The following is a 24,874-nucleotide window of genomic DNA, read 5'->3' as shown; positions in this document are numbered from 1 at the left end:
AATTTTATTAAAATTAGGAAGGACTCAAGTATAGCACGACACAAACTATGGCAGAAGAATATGTAGCTCTCAATTTTTTAGAGCAAATAGTAGAAGAAGATATAAATAACGGTTTTCCTAAATCTGATTTACGATTTAGATTTCCACCGGAGCCCAATGGTTATTTACACATAGGTCATTGCAAAGCTATTTGCATAAGCTTTGGTCTTGGTGAGAAATACAATGCTCCTGTAAATCTTCGGTTTGATGATACCAATCCTTCAAAAGAGGAGCAAGAGTATGTAGATGCTATTCAAGAAGATATTAAATGGCTGGGTTTTAAATGGGATAAAGTTTGTTATTCTTCAGACTATTTTCAGCAATTATACGATTGGGCAATTCAGCTTATAAAAGATGGTAAAGCCTATATAGATTCACAGTCTAGTGAAGTTATGGCTGAACAAAAAGGAACTCCTACAGAACCGGGTAAGAACAGTCCGTATCGGGATCGTTCTGTTGCAGAAAATCTGGAGCTTTTTGAGAAAATGGCAAAAGGTGAATTTGCTGAAGGTGTACATGTCTTACGTGCTAAAATAGATATGAAATCCCCTAATATGTTGTTGCGAGATCCTATTATGTATCGGGTTATTAACAAAGCACACCACCGTACGGGAAATACCTGGAATATCTACCCGATGTATGACTGGGCTCATGGAGAGAGTGATTATGTAGAACAGGTTTCTCACAGTTTGTGTTCCTTAGAATTTAAGCCACACAGACCGCTTTATGAGTGGTTTGTTGATAATGTATTTACAAATGGGGTAAAACCTAAACAACGTGAATTTGCGCGCTTAAATCTCAGTTATACGATTATGAGTAAGCGTAAGTTACTTAAGCTCGTACAGGAGGGAATTGTAAGTGGCTGGGACGATCCTAGAATGCCTACTATTTCCGGAATACGCAGACGGGGTTATAGCCCGGCGGCTATCCGTAATTTTATAGATACTGTAGGAGTTGCAAAACGCGATAATGTAATTGACGTTTCGCTTTTAGAATTTAATGTTCGCGAAGATCTTAACAAGACGGCTCCGCGTGTGATGGCTGTTTTAGATCCTGTAAAACTGATTATAGATAATTATCCTGAAGATCAAGTAGAATGGCTCGATGCTGAAAATAATCAGGAAGATGAAAGTGCGGGTTACAGAAAAGTGCCTTTTTCTAAAGAACTGTATATAGAAAAAGATGATTTTAAAGAATCTGCAAACAGCAAATATTTCAGACTTACTTTAGGTAAGGAAGTTCGTCTTAAGAACGCTTATATCATAAAAGGTGAATCTCTAGTTAAAGATGATGCAGGAAATATCATAGAAATACATTGTTCTTATGATGCAGATTCACAAAGTGGAAGCGGTACAGAAGCAAGTCTGCGCAAAGTAAAAGGAACACTACATTGGGTTTCTGTTGAGCAAGCTATTAAAGCAGAAGTACGTTTGTATGACCGTTTGTTTAATCATGAGTCACCAGATGGGGATAAAGAGGTAGACTTTATGCAGCACCTTAATCCTAATTCATTAGAAACCATTACCGGTTATTTAGAACCCAGTTTGAGTAATGTAAAACCCGGAGATATTTTTCAGTTTCAGCGTTTAGGATATTTTAATGTTGATAAAGACAGCACAGCAGAACATTTAGTTTTTAATAGAACTGTAGGTTTACGCGATACTTGGTCAAAAGTAGAATCAAAAACAACGCATCAAAATCAGCCAAAAGCGGCTCCAAAAAAGCAAATTCCGCAGATACCGGCTTTAAATGAAATCAAAAAAGTAGGTAAGAAGTTAGCACAGCTTCCTGATGAAAAGCGTGTAAAAGCAATCACAAGAATTAGAGAACTGGCAAAAGATGTAGATTTTCAAGAACTGAAAGAATTATTCAATACTTCAGCTAAAAAAATAGGTACACGATTAGCTGTTTTAGAAACTTTAATTGTGCTTATAAAATTTGATAAGGTAAATGCAAATGATGTAGAAGTAGCTGCTTATTTAGAAGAAATGAAAACTTCTGATAATGAATTGCTTCAAGAATCACTAAATCAGCTGTAACTAATTAAAGTTAGAAGCTTATTTTAAAAGAGCGTTTCATTAAAGTTAACTCTTAAATTACCGTATATCAACTAAAAGGAGTCTCAATGGCTCTTTTTTAGCATACCTTTAAGGTTAATAGTCAATTTATTAACCGGTTATTAACGGAGATTAGATTTTAACATTCTTACTTTTGATTATAACTAAAAACAATCACCATGTCAAAAACAGGAAATACAATTTTAGCATTAATAACAGGAGCAGCAATAGGAGCAGGTTTAGGTCTATTATATGCACCAGAGAGTGGAGATAAAACAAGAAAAAAAATCTCAAAAAATGCTAAAGACGCTAAAAAGAAATTAGAAAAGCAAATTCAAGAAACTTCTGAGCATTTATCTGCTTCTGCAAAGGATGCTAAGAAATCTTTTGATGCTAAATTAGAAGACACCTTAAAAACGGCAAGTTCTAAAGCTGATAACATTTTAGTTTCAATGGAAAAGAAATTAGAAGAATTAAGAAAGAAAAATGCTAAAACTGCTGATGAAGTTGTTGAAGAGGTAAAAAATATTGATGTACCAACTGCAAAAGCATAAGCGTGCATGTCTATATTTAATATTTCAGAGCACATAAATAAAGTATCAGATGATGCAAAAAAATATCTAAATAGTAGTTTAGAATATTACAAATTAGATAGTTTTAAAAAAATGATGGATGGTGCCGTATCATTAGTAAATCTAATGGTAAGCGGTAGTATTTTTCTTATATTCATACTTTTCATTTCTGTTGGGATTGCTATAATAATAGGTGAATCTTTAGAAAGTTTGAGCTATGGCTATTTTATCGTAGCGGGTATATATCTAGTGATATTTATACTTTATAAACTTTTTGGAAAATCTTTTATAACAGAAATTGTCTTAAGAAAATATTCTAAGGTCTTTTTTAATGAGTCTACTCAAGAAGAAGTTTTAGATGAAGAATTTAAACACTTAAGAGAATAAGTATGAAAGTATATAAATCATTTGATCAGATAGATAACGATCTTAAAATTTTAAAGTTGCAACAGCAAATTGATGAAGAGCAACTAAAATTAAGTATAAATGATACTAAAAATGCCTTTTCACCCGTAAGTCTGGTAGCAGGTTCTTTAGGAGCTATTGTTCAAAAAGCAGTTGTTCTTAAAGCAGTTAATAAAATATTAGGTATCAAAAAAGTGAAAGTCAAGAATATTGACGATAAGAAATAAATTGCTATTGAAATAGAAAAATAAAAAAACCGAGGTGAAAGCCTCGGTTTTTTTATGGGTATCAATTTGAGCTATAATCTCGATAAATCGTCGTCTAAATCTGTGAAATCATCATCATAACCAGACTGTGATTTAGGTTGCGATTTCTTTTTTGCTTTAGCTTGTATTCCCAATTCGTCATTGCGCTTTTTCTTCATTTCTTCTCCTATTTTGTTAGAAGCGACAAAACTCGCAATCATATTGTTGAGCATATCACTACCGGCTTGCGGAGAATTTGGCATCAAAATAAGATTAGAATTGGTATTTTCTCCTACAGATTGTAACGTATCATAATGTTGCGTAACTACAATTAAAGCCGAAGCTTCTTGCGAGTTGATACCAACGTTATTTAAAACCTCTACAGACTCCTCCAGACCGCGTGCAATCTCTCTACGCTGATCTGCTATACCTTGACCTTGTAAACGCTTACTTTCAGCCTCTGCGCGCGCTTTAGCAACTATTTTAATACGTTCAGCCTCTGCTTCATACTCTGCAGCTACTTTCTCCCGCTCAGAAGCGTTAATACGGTTCATAGCGATTTTAACTTGCTGATCTGGATCTATATCGGTAACAAGCGTTTTAATAATGTCATAACCATAGTCTGTCATAGACTGGTTCAATTCACTTTTTACAGCAATTGCGATATCATCTTTACGTTCAAAAACATCATCCAACTTCATTTTTGGCACTTCAGAACGCACCACATCAAATACATAAGAAGTTATCTGATTTTGTGGATCTTCAAGCTTATAAAATGCATCATATACATTAGATTTTACTACCTGAAATTGTACAGAAATTTTCAATCTTACAAAAACATCATCTTTAGTTTTTGTTTCAACAATCACATCTAATTGCTGAATACGTAAGTTCACGCGACCCGCAACTTTGTCTATAATCGGAATTTTTAACTGAATACCGGAATTACGTACGCTGGTAAATTTTCCGAAGCGTTCTATAATTGCAGCTGTTTGTTGTTTGACAATAAACACTGCCGAAATCAAAATGATTAACCCAAAAAAGAGAATGATGGGTAAGATAAATGTTGGTGACATATTTTAAGTTTTAATTAATTGAAAAATTAAAGAATAGGATTATCAATAATATAATACATTTGTCGTCTTTTTTAAAAATATGTAACGTTTTGAAGCATTTTTTCTTTTCTCTGCTAATTTTTTATTCAATTTCAATTCAGGCTCAACGTAAAAGTTACTCTTCCAATAGAATAGGTTTACAAGGGCAATATGCTTTATTAGACTTAAATACGTCCAATTTTCAAACCACTCAGGAATCGGGTTTCTTAGTTGGTTTATCTAAGCGTTCTGCTTTTTACAATGATTTTGATTTAATCTTTGGAGTTGATTTTATGCAGACTTCGATTGCTGTAAATGCTGAAAGTACTACAGCTATTGAACAAGTAGGATATACTTGGAGTGGGGCACAGGTTAAATTATTGTTGAGTTATTTGATTGCCGGTGATCACTTGAGTATTGAAGCAGGACCTGTTTTACAAGTAAACGGAAAAATGAAATTAGATACTGGAGATCAAAGCAATCTGATTGTAAAAGGATATACCAATTTACAAGCTGAAGATCTACAAGAATGGTCTCGGGTAAATGGTATTGTTATGACCGGTATAAGTGCAGGTTTTACGCATGTACGTTTAACAGTAAATTATCAATACGGATTTACAAATGCACTGAATAAACTAAATGACCAAGATCTTGAATTAAAAGATCCTGCAGCAATAAACTTCAAAGGAAATCTAGGGCTTATTACTGCAGGAATCGTTTTGTATTTATAGAGTCTCTATCGCAAATCTGATGCGCTCTAAGGTCTTTTCTTGACCTATAGTTGAAGCAATCTCAAACACATCTGGTCCAGACATAGAGCCTACCAGACTCAATCTTAGCGGTTGCATAACCTTCCCAAAACTTAAACCTTCGGATTGAATCCAATCTTTTACGTTTGCAGATAGATTTTCTGCTGTAAAATCTTCAGTTTCTGCGATGATTTTTGTTAATAAAGTCATGATGTTTCCGGTATCTTCTTTCCAGGCTTTTTTAGCTGCTTTTTCATCATAAGATGTTGGTCTTTCAAAGAAGAAACTGCCTTGTTCCCATAAATCTGCGATGAAAATAGCACGATCTTTTACCAAATGAATAACGTGTTGCACATAAGCATCATCACAATTGATTTGTTTTTCTGCTAAGATAGCCTGCAAACCAGACACCAAAGATTCATCTGTTGCTAAATGCAAATGCTGCTGTTGAAACCATTTTGTCTTTTCAGGATCAAATTTAGCTCCTGATTTATGAACACGTTCTAGATCAAAGTCTTTTACCAGCTCTTCTAAAGTATAAATCTCTTTTTCAGTTCCCGGATTCCAACCTAAGAATGCCAGCATATTTACCATTGATTCCGGTAAATACCCATCTTCTCGATAACCGGAAGCCTTATCTCCTGTTTTAGGATCTTTCCACTCTAAAGGAAAAACAGGAAATCCCATTTTGTCTCCATCTCTTTTGCTCAATTTTCCTTTTCCTACGGGTTTCATAATTAAGGGTAAGTGCGCAAATTGAGGAGCTTCCCAACCAAATGCACGATACAACATCACGTGTAAGGCTAGTGATGGCAACCATTCTTCACCACGAATAACGTGAGAGATTTCCATTAAATGATCATCTACAATATTTGCCAGGTGATAGGTAGGCATCCCGTCTGCTTTAAAAAGTACTTTGTCATCAAGAAGACTGGTATCTACTTCTACAGAACCCCGAATGATATCTTCGAGTTCTAAAATCTCACTATCTGGAGATTTAAAACGTATTACATAGTCTTCGCCTGCTTCAATTCTTAGCTGTGTTTCTTCAGCAGAAATCGTAAGTGAGTTATCTAATTTGTTGCGATTATGCCAGTTGTAGATAAATGTTTTGCCATTCTCCTCGTGTTCTTTACGATGGGCATCAAGTGCTTCGGCGGTATCAAATGCATAATACGCATCACCAGAAACGATTAATTTTTCCGCGAATGCGAAATATTTATCCTTGCGTTCACTTTGTCTGTAGGGACCAAAACCACCTTCTTTACCGGGACCTTCTTCAAAAGGAATTCCACACCAGTTTAAAGCTTCAATTATATAATTTTCAGCACCTTCAACATAACGATTTTGGTCTGTATCTTCTATTCTCAAAACAAAGGTTCCCCCGTGTTTTTTAGCAAATAGATAATTATATAAAGCTGTTCGTACACCGCCTATATGCAAAGGACCGGTGGGACTGGGTGCAAAACGCACACGTACATTTTGAGACATAGTAAAATTTTAGGATGTAAAGGTACTTAATAACCCTAATTGACACACACTAGAACGTTTCTGTTTTACTCGATAATGGAAATTATAAACTGGAAAGGATACTTTGTAGTCATTCTATGCAATAATATCTTGTAACTTTTAGTATAACCCACTACACTATAAAATTGTAGTTTTAGTTATTAAATGAGAGAGACCAAAAAACCAAGTGGTTTATGAAAGTTTTAGAGCAAAAATTAGAACAGTTTATCAAGAAATATTACAAGAATGAGATTCTTAGAGGTTTACTGTTTTTTATTGCGATTGGGCTTACTTATGTTTTACTGATTGTAGGTATTGAATATTTTTTCTGGTTTAGTAGGTGGGGAAGAGCCTTTTTATTTTGGTCTTTTATTGGAGTAGAATTATTGCTCCTTGTTAGATTGATTTTAATTCCGTTATTCAGATTATTTAAACTTTCTAAAGGAATTGATTACAACAGCGCTTCAAAACTTATAGGAAATCATTTTCCTGAAGTGCGTGACAAATTACTAAACACATTACAGCTTAAAAATACTTTTGGTGATTCAGATTTGATTCAGGCTAGTATTTTACAAAAAAGTAAAGAGCTCGAGGCGGTTCCTTTTTCACTTGCGATTAATTATAAAAAGAATGCAAAGTATATTAAATACGCTTTGATTCCGGTTTTAGTCTTTGTTGCTATAAGTCTGAGTAAAGGCACTTCTTTTTTTAGCGAAAGCGCAGAACGTGTTTTGGATTATAAAACAGAATACATTCCGCCGGCACCTTTTCAATTTGTGCTGCTTAATGAAGAGCGAAATATTATTGAAGGAAAATCTGTTGAAATTCTAGCTAAGGTTGAAGGAGATAAAATTCCTGAAGAGGTAAGTCTAGATCTTAACGGTATAACCTACCTAATGAAAAATAGGGGAGGAGGTCGTTTTTCTTATACCGTAGAACAAGCAACTGAAGATTTAAAGTTTCAGTTTTCAGGTAATGGTTTTAATTCTTCCACCCATAATCTTCCGGTTGTTAAGACGCCCTTGATTTCAGATTTTAAAATGCATTTGGATTTTCCGGTTTATTTAAATCGAAGCGCTGAAACGATACAAAATACCGGTTCGGTCGCTATACCCGAAGGAACCAAAATCTCTTGGAATATTGATACCCGTAATGCGGATAGGTTAGAATGGATTAGTGATTCTATTTATTTGTTTAATCAGCAAAAGAAACAATTCGTTTTTTCAAAACGTTTTTTCAACAATACAGATTACAGTATAGCAACAAGTAATTCTAACCTGCACCGCTATGAAGAACTGAATTATAAAATTGACGTTATAAGAGATGCGTATCCAGAATTGGAGTTGACCATAAAAAAAGATAGCCTAAATGACACACAAACTTATTTTAGGGGTATTGTTTCTGACGATTATGGTTTAAAAGATTTAAAATTAGTTTATTATATTGATAATCAATTAAATAATAAGAAAGCAGAACCAATTTCGATAAATCAAAGTACAGTTGATCAATTTTACACTGCATTCCCTGGAAATTTAGATTTAGAGAAAGGAGTTGGTTATAATTATTACTTTGAAGTTCGAGATAATGATGCTCCAAACGGTTATAAAGCTATACGGTCTGATGTACAAAGCTATGCTTCATTATCCCAAGATGAAGCAATAGAAAAACAATTAGAACTCCAAGAGAACAGTATTAATGGTTTAGATATATCTGTTTCTAAAATGCAGGAACAAGAGCGCGACCTAAAAGAATTACAAAATTTACAGAAAGAAAAAAACAGTCTTGATTTTAACGATAAACGTAAACTGAAATCCTTCTTACAGCGCCAGAAATCTCAGGAGATTTTAATGAAAAGTTATTCTGAAAAATTAAAGAATAGTCTTAACGAACTTGATAAGTTAAGTGAAGAAAAATCCCCTGCAAATGAACTTTTAAAAAAGAGGATCGAGAATAATGAAAAGCAGTTAGAAGAGCAAGAAAAACTACTTGATGAGCTCGATAAATTGCAAGATATGATGGATGATGAAGAGCTTAAAGATCGCCTTGATAAGATGAGTAAGAATAGTAAGAACTCTAGCAGAAGTATGGAGCAGTTACTGGAATTAACCAAGCGATTTTTTATTCAGACCAAAGCTGACCGTATAGGAAGACAACTAAAAAAGCTGGGTGAAGAACAAGTTCAGGAGGGTCTTAAAAAGGAGTCTTCCTCTGCTGAAAAACAAAAAGAGTTGAATAAAGATTTTCAAGATTTAAAGGAAGAATTGGATAATTTGGATAAGGAAAATGAGGAGTTGAAGCAACCTATAGAGCTTCCGGATAACAAAGATCAGAAAAGGGATATCGAAAAAGAACAGCAAGAAGCTTTAGATAAACTTAAGTCTGAACCAAAAGATACTGAAAGGGAATCTCAACAACAGAAAGATACAAAATCGAATCAAAAAAATGCTGGTAAGAAGATGCAAAAAATGGGGGAGCAAATGATGCAACAGATGAGTGCTGGAGGTGGAGGCGCTCAACAATTAGAAGAAGATGTTGAAATGCTTCGGCAAATATTAGATAACCTTATGGTGTTCTCTTTTGATCAGGAAGATCTGAAAGATATGTTTCAAAACATCAACAATTCAAATCCGGCATTCTCAAAATATTTAGTGCATCAGAATACTTTAAAAGAAAATTTTAAGCATATTGATGATAGTTTGTTTGTGCTTTCATTGCGCAACCCAATTCTTGAAGAAGACATCAATAAAGAATTGACTTCGATTACTTATAATTTGGATCAAACCTTAGAGCGATTAGCAGATAATGATGTTGTAAAAGGGGTTTCTAGTCAGCAATATGTGTTTGCGGGGGCTAATAAATTAGCAGATATGTTATCTGATATTTTAGATAATATGAATCAGCAATTATCTCTTGCTATGGGTTCTGGTTCTAGTGGTATGCCGATGCCAATTCCTAATGCAGGCGGAGGTGCCGGCAAGCAACTTTCTGATATTATAATGTCTCAAGAGGAATTGCAAAATAAATTAGGAGAAGATGGTGATAAAAAAGCAATGGGAAAAGAAGAGGCTAAAGAAGGAAGTTCTGGAGAGAAAGGTAGTAAAGGAGAAGGTGAAAATGGAGCAAATTCTGGACGCCAAAATAGAACAGGTGGTGCTGAAGAAAATGGAATTTCTGAAACTGAATTGGCCAGACAATATGAAGTTTATAAGCAGCAAGAAGCGATACGTAATCAGTTGCAAGATTTGATTGAAAAGAATGGATTAGAGGAAGAGGCAAAAAAGGCCTTAGAGCAATTAGATCTGATTCAAGAAGATCTTTTATCTGGTAATTCTCAGAATGCCAAAAAGCGTATGAGTGATGTGATTCAGCAATTTTTAAAGTTAAAAGATGCTGAAAATAAAAAAGACAAAAACAATCAAAGGGAATCTAATTCCAATACGTCATCTTTTCAAAATAATACGACTAATGAACTTCCTGAAATTAAAAAGTATTTCAATTCTCAGGAGATATTAAACCGTGATAAATTGCCCTTGGATGGATATTATAAACGTAGAGTAAAAGAATATTTTAAAGAAAGTAATGATTGAATTTAGTAGTCAAAATGATTTCGTTCTTGATAATGAAGAACGCGTTACGAAGTGGTTAAAGGGTATTGCTCTGAAAGAGTCTTATGGTATCGATTTATTAGGTTATGTTTTTTGCTCTGATGATTTTCTCTTAGATATAAACAAGAAGTTTTTAAACCATGATACGCTTACTGATATAGTCACTTTTGACTATACTGAAAATAAAATTTTGAATGGCGAGATCTATATAAGTACAGATCGTGTAGCTGAAAATGCTGAGCAATTTGAGGTGTCTTTTAATACGGAATTACTTCGTGTAATTTCTCATGGGTTATTACATATGTGTGGATATGGTGATAAGACAAATAAAGAAAAGAATATCATGCGAGCTAAGGAAGATGAGTGTCTTATTCTATGGAATACCTAAGTTATTGCTAGCGCCTTTATTTTAAGTATCTTTGCGCCCATTTTTAAAGGAAGTATAATTAAATGTTTCACGTGGAACAATGAGTTTTTTTGATCAGACATATGATGTTATTGTAGTAGGAGGAGGACATGCTGGTTGTGAAGCCGCAGCTGCTGCAGCTAACACAGGGAGCAGCACCTTATTGGTTACTATGAATTTGCAAAACATTGCACAGATGTCTTGTAATCCGGCTATGGGGGGTATTGCTAAAGGGCAGATTGTACGCGAGATTGACGCAATGGGAGGCTATAGTGGTATCGTTTCAGACCGTACAGCTATACAGTTTAAAATGCTCAATAAAAGTAAAGGTCCCGCCATGTGGAGTCCTCGTGTGCAAAGTGATCGTATGCGCTTTGCAGAAGAGTGGCGTTTGATGTTAGAAAACACTCCTAATCTCGATTTTTATCAGGAGATGGTAAATGGTCTTTTAGTAGAAGGAGATCGCGTAACTGGTGTTCGTACTTCTTTAGGAATTGAAATAAAGGCCAAATCTGTTATTCTTACTAACGGTACTTTTCTAAATGGATTAATTCATATTGGAGATAAACAATTTGGTGGAGGTAGAGCAGGAGAACGAAATTCAACTGGTATTACAGAGCAACTTATTGATTTAGGTTTTGATTCCGGGAGAATGAAGACCGGAACTCCGCCACGCGTTGATGGTAGAAGTTTAGATTTCTCTAAAATGATAGAGCAACCTGGGGATGACAATCCGCAGAAATTTAGTTACAGTAATGTGACTAAACCACTCACAAATCAACGGTCTTGTCAGATGAGTTATACAAGTCCTGAAGTTCACGATTTGCTTCGCGAAGGTTTTGATCGTTCACCCATGTTTAATGGAAGAATTCAAAGTACAGGACCTAGATATTGTCCTTCTATCGAAGATAAAATTAACCGTTTTGCAGATAAAGATCGTCACCAACTTTTTGTTGAACCTGAAGGATGGAATACGATTGAATATTATGTGAATGGTTTCTCTACTTCTTTACCAGAAGAAGTTCAATTTAAAGCATTGCGTCAAGTCGCAGGTTTTGAAAACGTGAAGTTTTTTAGACCCGGTTATGCAATAGAATACGATTACTTTCCACCTACACAATTGCGTCATACTTTAGAGACCAAATTGGTTTCTGGATTATATTTTGCAGGTCAGATTAATGGAACTACAGGTTATGAAGAAGCAGCTTCTCAAGGATTAGTTGCAGGTGTAAATGCTAGCTTAAAAGTTCAGGAAAAAGATCCTTTTATTTTAAAAAGAGATGAAGCTTATATCGGTGTTTTAGTTGATGATTTGATCACTAAAGGAACTAAAGAACCGTACAGAATGTTTACATCTCGTGCAGAGTATAGAACCCTTTTACGTCAGGATAATGCAGATAGTAGGTTAACGCCTTTATCTCATGCAATAGGTTTCGCTAATGACGAGCGTATGCGTGCTTTAGAACAAAAGGAAAGTGAAGCTCAAAGTCTAGTAGATTTTTTCAATACTACAAGTATTGCTCCGGAAGAGGCAAATCCTGTATTAGCTGAGAAGGGTACAACGCCAATGAAGCAATCTGATAAGATGGTTAAAATCTTTAGTCGTCCTCAGATTGATCTCAATGATATGTTATCTTTTAATGATGTGAAAGATTACGTTGCAGAACATAATCTGGATATTGAAGTTTTAGAGCAAGCAGAAATTAGAATTAAATATTCTGGTTATATCGCAAAAGAAAAAGCGAATGCAGATAAACTACAGCGCTTAGAGAATATAAAGATTCCTGCTGATTTTGACTATACGAAGTTGAAATCATTGTCTTATGAAGCGCGTGAAAAATTAACCAAAATCCAACCCACAACTATTTCTCAAGCTTCACGAGTTAGTGGAGTTTCACCAAGTGATATTTCGGTTATGTTGGTTTACATGGGAAGATGAATTTATAGTTCCACGTGAAACAATCAGTTTAAAATTCAGAAAAAAGTAAACATTCCTTGAATAAAAAATCTAAAATCAATATCAAAGATCATTCTGTTTCTAAAGAAAAATTTGATCTTATTTATAATGAAGAATTGGATATGTATAGTACAAATCCAATTCCTCAGAATATTGAAAAGTATTATTTAAGCGAAAATTATATTTCTCACACCGATTCCAAAAAAGGCGCTGTCGAAAAATTATATCAGCTTGTAAAAAGTTATATGTTGAAGAAAAAGCTGAAACTTATCTCTAATTATTCAATAACAGGATCACTTTTAGATATTGGTGCTGGTACCGGTGATTTTTTAAAAATTGCAAAAAATGAAGGCTGGGAAGTTGAAGGAATAGAACCCAGCGAAATCGCAAGAACTCATGCAGCGACAAAAGATCTTTCATTAAATGCAGATGAAAGTGGACTAGGGGAGCAAACTTTTGATGTGATTACAATGTGGCACGTTTTAGAACATGTACCCGATCTTCAAAAACAAATGAATTGGTTAGCTAAGCATCTTGATAAAAATGGAACACTTATAATAGCAGTTCCCAATTTTAATTCTTACGACGCTAAAGCTTATAAAGAATTCTGGGCAGCTTGGGATGTGCCTAGACATTTGCATCACTTTTCAGCTAAAAGTATAAATGAACTTTTTAGTAAAAACGGATTTGAAGTTATAGATCAAAAACCTTTAATCTTTGATTCATTTTATGTGAGCTTACTTTCAGAAAAATACAAAGGTTCTCAATTAAAATTTATTCCGGCATTTATTAATGGTTTACGCTCTAATTTAAAGGCAAATCGTTCTGGCGAGTATTCTTCCCTTATTTATGTACTCAAAAGAATCAATTTAGATAAATAAGCCTCTTTAAAGCTGTTTTAAGGCTAAAGCTTTAGTTATTATTTAGAAATCATCAAAACGTTCTTAGATAAGCTCTGAGGGGTTTAATTTTAATAGGAATTTGTTATTTTTGATTAAATTAAAATAGATTTTATAAATAGATATTATTTCTGAAGAATAGAGTTCTTATTTAAACCAACTAATTACTTTTACGCCAAATTTTAAAAAACTTATGAAAACTACATTTAGCATTTTATTAATTGCACTAAGCCTTATCGGTTGTTCAAAATCAAAATCAGCTTTTGTTGATACTCAAAAGTTATTTGAGGATTATACAGAAATGACAGAAGTTCAAGATAAATACACCAAACTTACAGATGATGTACGAGCTGATTTAGAACCAAAAATTCAAGCTTTTCAAATTAAAGTAGATTTGTATCAAAAAAACGCACAATCCATGAGTGTTGCAGAACGCCAGGCAAAAGAGCAAGAATTAGGAACACTTCAACAAGAAATTCAACAAATGCAACAAAGCCGTGGCGGTCAGATTCAACAAGAGAGTCAGATAGCTGTAGATTCAGTAATCAGTAAAGTAAGAAAGTTTATTGATAACTATGGTGAAGAAAACGGTTACGATTTTATTTACGGTAAAAATGAAAGTGGTAATGTGCTTTATGGTAAATCTGAATTAGATATTACAGACAAAGTTTTAGAAGCTTTAAATAAGCATTATTCGTCAGGTTCAACTGAACCTGTTAAAACGGAAGCTTCTGCAGATACAACAGCTGTAGAATAATTTGTTTTAAAAAAGAAACTGAAAAGCAGCTCATTGGCTGCTTTTTTTATGCTTTAGTGTGTAATAAACGGGTAAGTTTTATAGAAAGATCTGTAAGAATGATTTTCGCATTTCCGTTGCGTTCTATGTGGTAAGCAGCAGTTTGCAACTCTTCAATAAGAGATTCTATATTGTTTCCGTGAATAAATGGAGCAAATTTTGCGAGTTCAAATTGGGTTACCGGTTGTAAATATACGAGATTGGTAGCACCGTAATTCAGTAGCATGGCTTGCCTAAAAAAATCTTCACAGTAGCCTAAAAAATTCTTTTGAGTTTCTCTTCCTTTTGAGGCAATACTTTCACTCCAGGATATTAGATCAATGATAGATTTTTTATTTCCGCGAGCTTTAAATGCTGTACGGACCCAGCTTACAAACCAAGTTTCAAATTCTTCTTCATCACTGCTGTGATCTAGTAAATGCATTGCCAGATTGTAATCTCCGTGTGCCTTTATAGCTAGTTTTTTAGCTTCCGAAGCATTGCAATTGTGCTCATTTATGAGTGCTGTTTCTAAAGCTTCTGCTGCTAAAGGAGGAAATTTAAGTATTTGACAGCGTGATTTTATAGTGTCTAAAATGAGATCTTCATTTTCGGCAATGAGTATAAAAACCGTTTTTTGTGGCGGTTCTTCTATAAGCTTTAGCAATTTATTAGAAGCAGCGCTATTCATCTTATCAGCCATCCAGATAATCATCACTTTAAAACCTCCTTCGTAGGATTTTAAAGAAAGTTTTTTGACGATATCATGGGCTTCATCTACACCTATTTTTCCCTGTTTTTTATCAATACCTATGTGCTGATGCCAGTCATAAAGGCTTCCGTAAGGATTTTGCTTTATAAAACTGCGCCATTCTTTTGCAAAATTATCAGATACTGGATGCGATTTTATGCTATCTGTGGTTGCCACAGGATAGGCAAAATGCAAATCAGGATGAGCCAGATGGTCAAACTTTAAATTGCAAGAAGTAGAGCCACCGGTATTTTCACCTTCGGTGTTGCTACAAATTAAATATTGTGCGTAAGCGATGGCACACGGTAAGACGCCGCTACCGCTGGTACCTACAAATAATTGGGCGTGAGCCACGCGTTTGCGGTCAACACTGGTAGTGAGGTGTTTTTTTATAAAATTCTGACCGAGTATAGTTTGAAATAACATGGGCTCAAATATAACAGAAATGTAACGTATTTTTTGAACCTATCTGTTATATTTGTTAGCTACAGCACGCCCTTGAATGGCGTGTTTTCTCTCAAAGAGAAACTACTAATTAATTACTGAAATCACAAATAACGAATTCATGAAAACCATCGAAGATTTTAATTTTAAAAATAAAAAAGCACTAATTCGTGTAGACTTTAATGTTCCTTTAGATGAAAATCACCAGGTTACAGATGCTACTCGTATTGAAGCTGCAAAACCTACAATTTTAAAAGTTTTAGAAGATGGTGGTTCTGCTATTTTAATGTCTCACTTAGGAAGACCGAAGGATAACGAACCAGAATTCTCTTTAAAGCATATCACTGCTAAGATTTCTGAAATCATAGGTGTTCAGGTTAAATTTGCTGAAAATTGTGTAGGTGCAACTGCAGAAAAAGCAGCAGCTGAATTAGAGCCGGGAGAGATTCTTCTTTTAGAGAACTTACGTTATCACGAGGAAGAGACAAATGGAGATAAAGATTTTGCTGAGCAACTTTCAAAATTGGGAGATATTTATGTGAATGATGCCTTTGGTACAGCTCACCGCGCACACGCTTCAACGACTATAATCGCTCAGTTTTTTCCAGAAGATAAATGCTTCGGATACCTTTTAGCTAAAGAAATTGAAAGCATTGATAAGGTGCTTAACGACAATGAAAAGCCAGTATTGGCTATTTTAGGCGGAGCTAAAGTTTCTTCTAAAATCACGGTTATTGAAAATGTATTGGACAAGGTTGATGACCTAATTTTAGGTGGTGGTATGGCTTATACCTTTATCAAAGCGCAAGGCGGAAAGATAGGAAGCTCTATCTGTGAAGATGATAAACAAGAATTGGCATTAGAAATTCTTAAAAAAGCAAAAGAGAAAAATGTAAATGTTCATTTACCTGTAGATGTTCTTGCGGCAGATAGCTTCTCTGAATTTGCAAATACAAAAGTAGAGCCAATAGACAGCATTCCTGATGGATGGCAAGGTCTTGATGCAGGTCCTAAGTCTTTAGAAAATTTTGCTCAGGTTGTTGCAAACAGTAAAACAATTCTTTGGAATGGTCCTTTAGGTGTTTTTGAGATGGAGCCTTTTGCAAAAGGTACAATCGCTTTAGGAAATGCTATTGCAGATGCTACCAAGAATGGAACCTTTTCTCTTGTAGGTGGAGGTGATAGTGTGGCTGCTGTAAAACAATTTGGTTTTGAAGATAAAGTAAGTTATGTTTCTACAGGTGGTGGCGCAATGCTAGAAATGCTTGAAGGTAAAGAGCTTCCGGGTATTGCTGCAATACGTGATTAATTAGCTTCGCAATACTGAATGAATTTGGCGTTTTAGATTTCGATTTAAAAATACGACTTTCGCATTTTTATCGTTGTAAAGAGGTATGAAAAAACGTTATCGTCTAGGTTGTGCACTTGTAGTCATGACCACAATGAGCTTAAATGCTCAAAAGAAACCGACAAGTCTTGATACATATGATGTGTCTAGAACACTTCCAATAGTTGATACTATAGAATTAAAAGAAAAGCTGCTTTTAATGGAACAGGAAATTGCTAGAAGCAATACTGCCCAGAAAAAGCAGCCTTTTTTATATAAAGAAGTGGTGTGGGACAGTACCCTGCAAAACCTGAATGATCGTAAATATGCCGCAAAGATTGATAGACTCTGGATGGAAGAGCTTACAACAGGTACACTTTACGACTCTATATCTGCTATAGTAAATGATATTGACTATGAAGATGTAGATTATCCAGAACTCACTACCGAAGTTCTTAAACAACGCTTAGCAGAGCTTGATGCACGCACTCCATTTAATGTGGAGTACAATCGCTCACTTGAGAATGTCATAAAAGGCTATTTAAAGCGTCATAAACCTACTTTAGAGCGTTTGATGGGATTGTCCCATTTTTATTTCCCAGGCTTTGAAGAAACGCTTGATAAGCACAATATGCCGCTCGAATTAAAATACCTAGCAATTGTAGAATCTGCTTTAAGGCCACGCGCAAAATCTCGTGTTGGAGCTACGGGTATGTGGCAATTTATGTTCAACACCGGTAAGTTATACGGTTTGGACGTTAGCTCTTATGTAGATGAGCGTATGGATCCTATTCTTTCTACGGAAGCTGCAGCGCAATATTTATCTAAGCTCTATGAGATTTTTGAGGATTGGGATTTAGCATTAGCCTCTTATAATTCAGGTCCTGGTAATGTGAGTAAAGCCATACGCCGCAGTGGCGGGCGAACTAATTACTGGAATATTCGTCATCATTTACCACGTGAAACAGCGGGTTACATTCCGGCATTTTTGGCCACGATGTACATTTTTGAATATGCCGAAGAACATGGGTATCATCCGGCTCAACCTGATGTAAATTATTTTGAAACCGATACCATTCGGGTTAAAGAGACCATCACCCTTCAGCAAGTTTCAGCGTATACAGGAGTTTCCTTAAATGAAATTCAGTTTTTAAATCCTGCTTATAAGCTAGATGTAATTCCTTATGTTAAAGAAGAAAAGTACTATTTGCGTTTGCCTATTACTGCAATAGGACCTTTCGTAGCTAATGAAAAAAATATTTACAATACTGCAAAAAAGGAGCTGGAGCGTGATGAAAAAACGCTTCTCGATATGGTGTAAGCGTTTCGCAAATAAAACGATGGAATAACCTTAGATCTAATAATCTAAGAATAGGACAGCGATTGAGCTTATACCCAAGTAAACCTATGGCTACAAACCCTTCTAAAGGGAGTTCAAAATCTGTTGTAAGTAGTGGTGAAAAGAAATATGTAGTGCAACGTGGAGACAGTTTATGGAAGATCGCCCGTAAATTTCCTGGCGTAAGTGCAGAAAATCTTAAAGTTTGGAACGATATTAGTGGTACTAAACTAAAACCAGGGATGACCTTGGTTATAGCTAACTAACTACAATAGATTTTTATTATGCAAAAACTACTTTTAGCCTTCTTTCTTTTTGCTCTCGTAGCTTGTAATGACAAACCTCAAGGTAAGATATTATCCGCATCTTCTGGCGGATTGAACAATCTTACGGTTGTAATGCCTAATGATTTATGGTCTGGTCTGGTAGGTGAAAATATCAGAGAAAAACTAGCAGGTCCCGTAAATGGTCTACCTCAGGTAGAACCTATGTTTGAGATCAATCAGATGCCCAATGAGGCATTTTCTGGTTTTATGCGGAAACAACGTACGTTTCTAAAAGTGGAACAGGCAGATACTGCATCATTAGAAGTTGTTAAAGACGAATATGCACGTCCTCAAACGGGTATTATTCTTAAAGGCCCTACAGAAGAAGAGATTATAAATCTCATCAAAAAAGATAGTGCTAAGATTGTTGACACGTATAAAAATGCTGAGATTACAGAAAAAATTAGACGTATAAGTTTATCACTTAAAGAAGACAAGCCTCTAACTGAAGCTTTTGGGATTACTATGAAGTTTCCGTCAGCGTATCGTTATGCAAAAGAAGACCCAGACTTTTTCTGGATTAGAAAAGATATTCCTAATGGGGATATGAACATCACAGTTTACGAAGTACCTTATAATCTCATCAATAAAGACTCTAATATCATAGGCTCGTTGATTAAAATGCGTGATTCTATAGGCGGCGATAATATCACGGTAACTGAAGGAATGCGCTTTATTACTGAAGAAGCTTTTGCTCCTTATCTAAGTGAAACTACAATAGACGGGAAACCGGCCTACCAAATGAAAGGTATGTGGGAAGTAAAAGGTCGCTTTATGGCAGGACCTTTTGTAAACTTCACTGTTGACGATAAAAAGAACAACAGATATTTAGTTTTAGAAGGTTTTGTGTTTAAACCTTCAGCAAATAAAAGAGATAATATTTTTGAATTGGAATCTATTTTACGCTCAGTAGAATTTGTAGACTAATCCATAAAATAGAACACAAGAAAAAAGCCCTTTAAGTAAAACTTAAAGGGCTTTTTTTATACTCTTAAACGCGTTAAGAGTTAAGACTTTTTTTCTTCGATTGTTTCGTCAGATTTATGTGGAGCATCTTCATCTTTAGAAGCATCTTTAAACTCTTTAATCCCGCTTCCTAACCCTCTCATCATCTCTGGTATTTTCTTTCCTCCAAAAAGTAAAAGTATTACAACCACGATAAGTCCTATCTGCCAAGGCCCTACCATTCCTAAAAATATTGCTAATGCATTCATATCATGATAATTTAGACCGTAAATATAACAAGAATTCGTAAGAATAGACATTTCCTTTGAAAACTTTAGCAGTCGGGTTATGCCTTTTAAATTTTATATTTGCTTAACTATTGATTTTTATGGCAAAATCTAAAGAAAGAAAGAAGTTTAAAAAGCGCCTCTTACACAAATACAGGCTACTTATTCTTAATGAAGATACGTTTGAAGAGCGTGTTTCATTCAAGCTTACGCGCCTCAATGTTTTTATAGTTGTTGGCTTTTCGATTATAATTCTTATCGCGCTAACCACCTTTTTAATTGCTTATACTCCGCTTCGCGAATACATACCGGGTTATTCTTCGGTGAAACTCAAACGCCAAGCGACAGAATTGATGTTTGAGACTGATTCTTTAAAGCGTCAGCTAGATATAAACCAGCAATATTATTCGAGCATAAAAAAGGTACTTACCGGTGATGTGGATGAGGTAGATTTTAATAAAGACTCTATTTTACTTATCGAACCTAGAGATACCGGCGGACTCGATATTCAGATTTCTAAAGAAGATAGTTTGTTGCGCGAACAGGTTGCTAATGAAGATCGATACAATCTTTTTGAACCCGCATCTTCAACAGTTAGTTTTTCATTATTTCCACCAGTGAAAGGTAATATCACCCAAGGTTATGACGCAGAAGAAAAGCATTATGCCGTAGATGTAGTTGTCCCTAAGAATGAAGCCATAAAAGCTGCAGCTGATGGTATCGTTATTTTCTCAGAATGGACAGCAGAAACAGGTTATGTGATTATTTTAGATCACGGTAATAATTTGATTTCGGTTTATAAACACAACGCTTCGCTCACAAAAGATCAGGGTGATTTGGTAAAAGCAGGAGAGGTTATCGCAACCGCCGGCTCTACCGGAAAATTATCTACCGGACCGCATTTACATTTTGAACTCTGGAACAACGGGTACCCAGTAGATCCTACTAATTATATTTCATTTGAATAATGTCTATTAAATCTTTTTCAGCAAAAATCTTTGCTAAATACATTGCTAAGCAGACACGAAAATGGAGTGCAAATCCTGAAGAAACTCAGCAGAAGGTTTTTGAGTATTTGATTAAAAATGCTGCAAATACCCATTTTGGAAAAGACCATAAGTTTGACAACATACAGTCTTATAAAGATTTTGCAAAACAGGTTCCTATAAGGGATTATGAGGCGTTGAAAAGCTATGTTGAAGAAGTAGTTGGCGGCAAACCTGATGTTTTATGGCCGGGATTGCCAGAGTATTTTGCTAAAACGTCAGGGACAACTTCTGGAGCAAAATACATTCCTATTACGAGTGAATCTATGCCGATGCACGTTAACGCAGCACGTGATGCAATTTTGCATTATATCGCCGAAAGCGGAAAAAGTAAGTTCGTAGATGGTAAAATGATTTTTTTACAAGGAAGCCCAGAGCTTCAGGTAAAAAATGGCATCAAGACCGGAAGACTATCTGGGATTGTGGCGCATTATGTTCCCGGTTACCTTCAGAAAAACCGAATGCCAAGTTGGGAAACTAATTGTATTGAAGATTGGGAGTCTAAAGTTGATGCAATTGTAGCAGAAACTCTTCCTGAGAATATGAGCGTGATTAGCGGTATTCCACCTTGGGTGCAAATGTATTTTGAAAAACTTCAGGCTAAAACCGGAAAAGATATTGGAGACATTTTCCCAGATTTTAACCTGTTTATTTATGGCGGTGTTAATTATGAGCCGTACCGCAAAAAGTTTGAAAACCTCATAGGTCGTAAAGTTGATAGTATCGAGTTGTATCCCGCAAGTGAAGGTTTTTTTGCCTTTCAGGATTCACAACACGAGAAAGGGATGTTGCTGCTTTTAAATTCAGGTATTTTCTATGAGTTTATAAAAGCAGACGAATTTTTTAATAAGAATCCGCAGCGTTTAACCATAGGCGAAGTCAAAATCGGTGTAAATTATGTGATGATTATTTCTACAACCGCCGGATTGTGGGCTTACAATGTGGGTGACACGGTGATGTTTACTTCAACAAAACCTCATAGAGTTGTTGTTACGGGACGTATAAAGCACTTTATTTCGGCTTTTGGAGAGCATGTAATAGGTAAGGAGGTAGAAGAAGCTCTGGCGAGCACAGCGAGCCAATTTAAAGCTCAGGTAAGTGAATTTACCGTAGCACCGCAAATCAATCCGGAAACTGGCTTACCGTATCACGAGTGGTTTATAGAATTTGATACTCAGCCAGAAGATTTTGAAGCTTTCGCAAATGCGATAGACAAAGAGCTTCAGGAACAAAACAGTTATTATAAAGATTTAATAACAGGAAAAATTTTAAAAACATTAGAAATCAAAGTAATTCCGCAGGGTGGCTTTAATGCGTATATGAAGTCAAAAGGAAAATTGGGCGGACAAAATAAACTGCCTAGATTATCAAACGATCGCACTATTGCAGATGCCCTCGACAAACTTGATTTTTAAAAAAGTATATTTGATTTAATGAGTTTAATAAAACAACAAGATCGAACCCGTTCTCAAGAAAGCTCTGCAGCTATTGAGCGTATGTATATTACCATGCGGCATTTGTTTAACAGAGGTTTTTATAAACCAATGGGTGTTTCTGGCGAAACGTTACGCGAAGCACTTTTAATTCTTCGTCCTGAAATCTACGGTACCATTGCCGAAGAAAAAGTAGAATTAAATGGATTGCTTTATGTAATTGATCGCCTTCCGGAAGGTATTGAGGAGTGCAGGTATATCAATCTCACAAGTGATGAAGGTTATAAAGATTCACATTTTAAACCTATTGTTCCGCCTAAGCGTCGTCGCAATTGCTACCGCATAGATGATGAGCAAATGAATATTGAAATCACCAGAGGTCGCTCTGAGATTTATGATATTTTGACGCACCTTACATTTCTTTTTGTAGAGTCACACAAGATTATGAAACGTGTTGTGATTAATGAAGAGGGGCATACCACCCGCGATTGGCAAAAACTGGAGAAAGCCGTTCTTGCAGAAGAGCCACTTTCGCAGCAAGATCGCGAGATTGCATTAACCCACACCGCAAATATTTTAGGCCGAACTTTTCACGAGGTTTCTTCGATTTACAGCAAATTTTCGGCACCTAATAATGAAAAGCGTTTTTTAAAACTAGTGTATTGGCTGGGTAAACGCGCAATTGAAGAAATTGTGGAGAACGATAAGCGTTTAGTTACTTTTTCACCGGTTTTACGGGAGCGTCTTGGACATCACATTCACGGAGAAGTTTGGGCTGATAACATTAAAAAAGAACTAGAAAATAAAGATCTTTTAAGAAGACCTATTCATATCATTAGTGCCAATATGCACAGTGTGATGAATACGCTTTTTGCTCCGGTTGCATTAGCTAAAGAAATGGTTAAAAAGAACAACCTGGAGATTTACGAGACCTTGAGCAATGCCGGCAGTGGCAAACTGCGTTCACGCGTTGAGAAAACCGCACAACAACATGGGATGCTCTTCATTCCAGATCAGAGTGGGACCAACATTGACGTGCAAATATTTGACACGGCAAAGCTAGATTTGGCTCAAAATAATTTCTGTTCAAAAACGGAGTATATAAAAGGAAAAGAGCCGGTTATTATCGTGATGGATTATGCATTTGGTGAGCAGGCATACGAGACGATGGAAGAGTTGCTGAAGCCCTATGAAGACAAACGTAAAACGGTGCATCTTGATGTAAAGTCGGTTTCTATAATGGGTAAAGCCGGAATTTTAGAAGGCGGAAAAGGCGATATTATGATTCCTTCTGCGCATTTATTTGAAGGGACTGCAGATAATTATCCGTTTGAAAACCAACTTAAAAAAGAGGATTTGGAAGGTCACGGGATTTCAGTATTTGATGGAGCGATGATTACCGTACTAGGGACTTCACTTCAAAACAGAGATATTTTGCGCTTCTTTTACGAGAGCACCTGGAATGTTATAGGTCTGGAGATGGAAGGCGCACATTATCAAAAAGCGATTCAGGCAGCTGCAAAATTACGCGGAAGTATCAGCGATGAGGTGAAAGTACGTTATGCGTACTATGCTTCAGATAACCCGTTAGAAACAGGAAGTACACTGGCTTCAGGGGGATTAGGAACTACGGGTGTTAAACCAACTTATTTAATCACTGAGCAAATTCTAGAACAGATATTTAGAGACTAAATGAGCCAAGACAAAAATCAAGATATAGATCTGTTTGATCTTTTTAGAGGGATGCGAAATCTGTTTAAAAAGTGCTTGATTTATGCCTATCGTTTTGGTCGGTTTATTGTTAGAAAAGCGCTCATCATTATTGGTCTGATTATTCTGGGAGTGGTTGTGGGCTATGGTTTATCAAAGCTCATTAAGCCCTTACAAACTGCAGAAATACTTGTTGCTCCTAATGTAAAAAGCACCGCTTATCTCTATGGAAAAGTTGAGCAAATTGAAAAAAGCTTAAAAAATGAAAATCACAAATTTAGTACTGATTTTTCAACCGAAAATCTAAAGAAAATTGCTGTTGAACCTATTGAAGATATTACAAGTGTTTTAAAGAATCTGGAAGATTTGCCGCAGGATATTATTCCCAGAATTTCTGAGAATTATTCAGATAAATCTGCGTTTTACGATAAACCTTTGTATGCTCCCGCTTATGATTTACATCGCATTGTCCTCGTCGCTTCAGATTCTTTAGTAGATCTGGATGCAGTTATGGCATATCTTGAATCCAATACGTTTTTACAGCAAAAAAGAATAGCAGCTGTATCAAGCATGAAAAAGGAAATAGAAGCTAATAATTTTTCCATTCGTCAGATAGACAGTGTGCTTACTAATGTTTCTGCCGCCTTAAAACAGGGAAACACATCGCTTAATGTTTTAGCAAATAATGAGAATTCATCAACAAGTGCGATTCTCAATTCTAAGACAGAATTACTGCTTAATAACAGAATTTTAGAGCAAAAAGTAACAAAATTAGATGCTGTTTTCAAAGTATATTCTAAGTCCGCTTGGGTTGAAAAGATATCTTTAAGAAGTGTATTGGTTTTAATTATTCCGGTTTTACTGGTCTTTTTGTTTGTTTGCTACCATGCATTGAATCGCTTTAAAAAGCGATTCAAAAACGAATTGTAAAAGATTTCAACCTCAACCCGTTTT

General features: G+C 35.5%; 20 protein-coding genes and 1 pseudogene. 17 read left to right on the top strand and 4 right to left on the bottom strand.

The features are described 5' to 3' along the window. Positions 1-47 precede the first annotated feature (47 nt). The 4 genes from BUB91_RS00665 to BUB91_RS00650 all read left to right on the top strand — a co-directional run bounded on the left by BUB91_RS00665 (position 48) and on the right by BUB91_RS00650 (position 3,300). Positions 48-2,078 carry a glutamine--tRNA ligase/YqeY domain fusion protein gene (locus tag BUB91_RS00665; protein WP_073095787.1) on the top strand — a complete coding sequence of 677 codons (2,031 nt, stop codon included), beginning with the start codon at positions 48-50 and terminating at the stop codon, positions 2,076-2,078. Positions 2,079-2,275: 197 nt separating this feature from the next. Further along, the gene (locus BUB91_RS00660) at positions 2,276-2,650 is read left to right on the top strand and encodes a YtxH domain-containing protein (protein WP_073095785.1); all 375 of its coding nucleotides are present in this window, start codon (positions 2,276-2,278) and stop codon (positions 2,648-2,650) included. A 6-nt stretch (positions 2,651-2,656) separates the two neighbouring features. Continuing rightward, positions 2,657-3,055 carry a hypothetical protein gene (locus tag BUB91_RS00655; protein ID WP_073095783.1) on the top strand — a complete coding sequence of 133 codons (399 nt, stop codon included), beginning with the start codon at positions 2,657-2,659 and terminating at the stop codon, positions 3,053-3,055. A 2-nt stretch (positions 3,056-3,057) separates the two neighbouring features. Continuing rightward, the gene (locus BUB91_RS00650) at positions 3,058-3,300 is read left to right on the top strand and encodes a DUF6327 family protein (protein ID WP_073095781.1); all 243 of its coding nucleotides are present in this window, start codon (positions 3,058-3,060) and stop codon (positions 3,298-3,300) included. Between the two features lie 71 nt (positions 3,301-3,371). On the opposite strand, the gene BUB91_RS00645 is transcribed toward BUB91_RS00650, so the two are convergent. Next, positions 3,372-4,394: an SPFH domain-containing protein gene (locus BUB91_RS00645; RefSeq protein ID WP_073095779.1), complete on the bottom strand. Its 1,023-nt coding sequence runs from the start codon at positions 4,392-4,394 to the stop codon at positions 3,372-3,374. A gap of 89 nt (positions 4,395-4,483) precedes the next feature. Between BUB91_RS00645 and BUB91_RS00640 the strand changes: the two genes are divergently transcribed. After that, the gene (locus BUB91_RS00640; protein ID WP_073095778.1) at positions 4,484-5,143 is read left to right on the top strand and encodes a hypothetical protein; all 660 of its coding nucleotides are present in this window, start codon (positions 4,484-4,486) and stop codon (positions 5,141-5,143) included. On the opposite strand, the gene gltX is transcribed toward BUB91_RS00640, so the two are convergent. After that, the gene (gltX, locus tag BUB91_RS00635; RefSeq protein ID WP_073095776.1) at positions 5,138-6,652 is read right to left on the bottom strand and encodes a glutamate--tRNA ligase; all 1,515 of its coding nucleotides are present in this window, start codon (positions 6,650-6,652) and stop codon (positions 5,138-5,140) included. The two genes, BUB91_RS00640 and gltX, sit on opposite strands and share 6 nt — an antisense overlap. 212 nt (positions 6,653-6,864) lie before the next feature. Here gltX and BUB91_RS00630 point away from each other — a divergent pair, with 212 nt between their 5' ends. The 5 genes from BUB91_RS00630 to BUB91_RS00610 all read left to right on the top strand — a co-directional run bounded on the left by BUB91_RS00630 (position 6,865) and on the right by BUB91_RS00610 (position 14,294). Beyond that, positions 6,865-10,257 carry a hypothetical protein gene (locus BUB91_RS00630; RefSeq protein ID WP_073095774.1) on the top strand — a complete coding sequence of 1,131 codons (3,393 nt, stop codon included), beginning with the start codon at positions 6,865-6,867 and terminating at the stop codon, positions 10,255-10,257. After that, positions 10,250-10,663, top strand: coding sequence for an rRNA maturation RNase YbeY (gene ybeY / locus BUB91_RS00625; RefSeq protein ID WP_073095772.1), 414 nt, complete (start codon positions 10,250-10,252; stop codon positions 10,661-10,663). The genes BUB91_RS00630 and ybeY overlap by 8 nt, the downstream gene beginning before the upstream one ends. Positions 10,664-10,742: 79 nt before the next feature. Beyond that, entirely contained in the window at positions 10,743-12,620 is a 1,878-nt protein-coding gene (gene mnmG, locus BUB91_RS00620; protein WP_073095770.1) for a tRNA uridine-5-carboxymethylaminomethyl(34) synthesis enzyme MnmG, read from the top strand. Between the two features lie 56 nt (positions 12,621-12,676). After that, complete coding sequence (locus BUB91_RS00615) at positions 12,677-13,519, top strand: class I SAM-dependent methyltransferase (protein WP_241652546.1); 843 nt, start codon at positions 12,677-12,679, stop codon at positions 13,517-13,519. A gap of 211 nt (positions 13,520-13,730) precedes the next feature. After that, positions 13,731-14,294: an OmpH/Skp family outer membrane protein gene (locus BUB91_RS00610; RefSeq protein ID WP_073095768.1), complete on the top strand. Its 564-nt coding sequence runs from the start codon at positions 13,731-13,733 to the stop codon at positions 14,292-14,294. Positions 14,295-14,340: 46 nt separating this feature from the next. On the opposite strand, the gene BUB91_RS00605 is transcribed toward BUB91_RS00610, so the two are convergent. After that, positions 14,341-15,489 carry a DNA polymerase III subunit gene (locus BUB91_RS00605; RefSeq protein ID WP_073095766.1) on the bottom strand — a complete coding sequence of 383 codons (1,149 nt, stop codon included), beginning with the start codon at positions 15,487-15,489 and terminating at the stop codon, positions 14,341-14,343. Positions 15,490-15,628: 139 nt separating this feature from the next. Between BUB91_RS00605 and BUB91_RS00600 the strand changes: the two genes are divergently transcribed. The 3 genes and pseudogenes from BUB91_RS00600 (at position 15,629) to BUB91_RS00590 (ending at position 19,426) form a co-directional block, all read left to right on the top strand. Further along, on the top strand, positions 15,629-16,816 hold the full coding sequence (locus BUB91_RS00600) for a phosphoglycerate kinase (protein WP_073095764.1): 1,188 nt from the start codon (positions 15,629-15,631) through the stop codon (positions 16,814-16,816). An 85-nt stretch (positions 16,817-16,901) separates the two neighbouring features. Continuing rightward, positions 16,902-18,439, top strand: a pseudogene (locus BUB91_RS00595) (transglycosylase SLT domain-containing protein). 18 nt (positions 18,440-18,457) lie between these two features. After that, positions 18,458-19,426, top strand: coding sequence for a DUF4837 family protein (locus tag BUB91_RS00590; protein WP_073095763.1), 969 nt, complete (start codon positions 18,458-18,460; stop codon positions 19,424-19,426). 80 nt (positions 19,427-19,506) lie between these two features. Here the strand turns inward: BUB91_RS00590 and BUB91_RS00585 are convergent, their stop codons facing one another. Continuing rightward, a complete protein-coding gene (locus tag BUB91_RS00585) occupies positions 19,507-19,713 on the bottom strand; it encodes a Sec-independent protein translocase subunit TatA/TatB (RefSeq protein ID WP_073096364.1) in 207 nt (68 codons plus the stop codon). A gap of 119 nt (positions 19,714-19,832) precedes the next feature. Between BUB91_RS00585 and BUB91_RS00580 the strand changes: the two genes are divergently transcribed. From BUB91_RS00580 to BUB91_RS00565, 4 genes are read left to right on the top strand one after another with little or no spacing between them, the layout of a single operon-like run. Then, positions 19,833-20,699, top strand: coding sequence for a M23 family metallopeptidase (locus BUB91_RS00580; RefSeq protein WP_073095761.1), 867 nt, complete (start codon positions 19,833-19,835; stop codon positions 20,697-20,699). Then, positions 20,699-22,192, top strand: coding sequence for a GH3 auxin-responsive promoter family protein (locus BUB91_RS00575; protein ID WP_073095759.1), 1,494 nt, complete (start codon positions 20,699-20,701; stop codon positions 22,190-22,192). The genes BUB91_RS00580 and BUB91_RS00575 overlap by 1 nt, the downstream gene beginning before the upstream one ends. Positions 22,193-22,210: 18 nt before the next feature. Continuing rightward, positions 22,211-23,902, top strand: a complete 1,692-nt coding sequence (locus BUB91_RS00570) for a DUF6909 family protein (RefSeq protein ID WP_073095757.1) — start codon at positions 22,211-22,213, stop codon at positions 23,900-23,902. Then, complete coding sequence (locus tag BUB91_RS00565) at positions 23,903-24,850, top strand: hypothetical protein (protein ID WP_073095755.1); 948 nt, start codon at positions 23,903-23,905, stop codon at positions 24,848-24,850. The last annotated feature ends 24 nt before the right edge of the window (positions 24,851-24,874 follow it).

Origin of the sequence: Leeuwenhoekiella marinoflava DSM 3653 (assembly GCF_900129005.1) — a bacterium.
Taxonomy (GTDB): domain Bacteria; phylum Bacteroidota; class Bacteroidia; order Flavobacteriales; family Flavobacteriaceae; genus Leeuwenhoekiella; species Leeuwenhoekiella marinoflava.
Note: the sequence above shows the minus strand (reverse complement) of the source record. Positions and strands in the feature narration are given on the sequence as shown.

Excerpts from the sequence above, each read along its gene's own strand:
- BUB91_RS00565 (WP_073095755.1), top strand. The coding sequence starts at position 23,903 with ATGAGCCAAGACAAAAATCAAGATATAGATCTGTTTGATCTTTTTAGA.
- BUB91_RS00570 (WP_073095757.1), top strand. The coding sequence starts at position 22,211 with ATGAGTTTAATAAAACAACAAGATCGAACCCGTTCTCAAGAAAGCTCT.
- mnmG (WP_073095770.1), top strand. The coding sequence starts at position 10,743 with ATGAGTTTTTTTGATCAGACATATGATGTTATTGTAGTAGGAGGAGGA.
- BUB91_RS00590 (WP_073095763.1), top strand. The coding sequence starts at position 18,458 with ATGCAAAAACTACTTTTAGCCTTCTTTCTTTTTGCTCTCGTAGCTTGT.
- BUB91_RS00605 (WP_073095766.1), bottom strand. The coding sequence starts at position 15,489 with ATGTTATTTCAAACTATACTCGGTCAGAATTTTATAAAAAAACACCTC.
- BUB91_RS00580 (WP_073095761.1), top strand. The coding sequence starts at position 19,833 with ATGGCAAAATCTAAAGAAAGAAAGAAGTTTAAAAAGCGCCTCTTACAC.
- gltX (WP_073095776.1), bottom strand. The coding sequence starts at position 6,652 with ATGTCTCAAAATGTACGTGTGCGTTTTGCACCCAGTCCCACCGGTCCT.
- BUB91_RS00665 (WP_073095787.1), top strand. The coding sequence starts at position 48 with ATGGCAGAAGAATATGTAGCTCTCAATTTTTTAGAGCAAATAGTAGAA.
- BUB91_RS00645 (WP_073095779.1), bottom strand. The coding sequence starts at position 4,394 with ATGTCACCAACATTTATCTTACCCATCATTCTCTTTTTTGGGTTAATC.
- BUB91_RS00630 (WP_073095774.1), top strand. The coding sequence starts at position 6,865 with ATGAAAGTTTTAGAGCAAAAATTAGAACAGTTTATCAAGAAATATTAC.
- ybeY (WP_073095772.1), top strand. The coding sequence starts at position 10,250 with ATGATTGAATTTAGTAGTCAAAATGATTTCGTTCTTGATAATGAAGAA.
- BUB91_RS00600 (WP_073095764.1), top strand. The coding sequence starts at position 15,629 with ATGAAAACCATCGAAGATTTTAATTTTAAAAATAAAAAAGCACTAATT.
- BUB91_RS00610 (WP_073095768.1), top strand. The coding sequence starts at position 13,731 with ATGAAAACTACATTTAGCATTTTATTAATTGCACTAAGCCTTATCGGT.
- BUB91_RS00660 (WP_073095785.1), top strand. The coding sequence starts at position 2,276 with ATGTCAAAAACAGGAAATACAATTTTAGCATTAATAACAGGAGCAGCA.
- BUB91_RS00655 (WP_073095783.1), top strand. The coding sequence starts at position 2,657 with ATGTCTATATTTAATATTTCAGAGCACATAAATAAAGTATCAGATGAT.
- BUB91_RS00585 (WP_073096364.1), bottom strand. The coding sequence starts at position 19,713 with ATGAATGCATTAGCAATATTTTTAGGAATGGTAGGGCCTTGGCAGATA.
- BUB91_RS00650 (WP_073095781.1), top strand. The coding sequence starts at position 3,058 with ATGAAAGTATATAAATCATTTGATCAGATAGATAACGATCTTAAAATT.
- BUB91_RS00575 (WP_073095759.1), top strand. The coding sequence starts at position 20,699 with ATGTCTATTAAATCTTTTTCAGCAAAAATCTTTGCTAAATACATTGCT.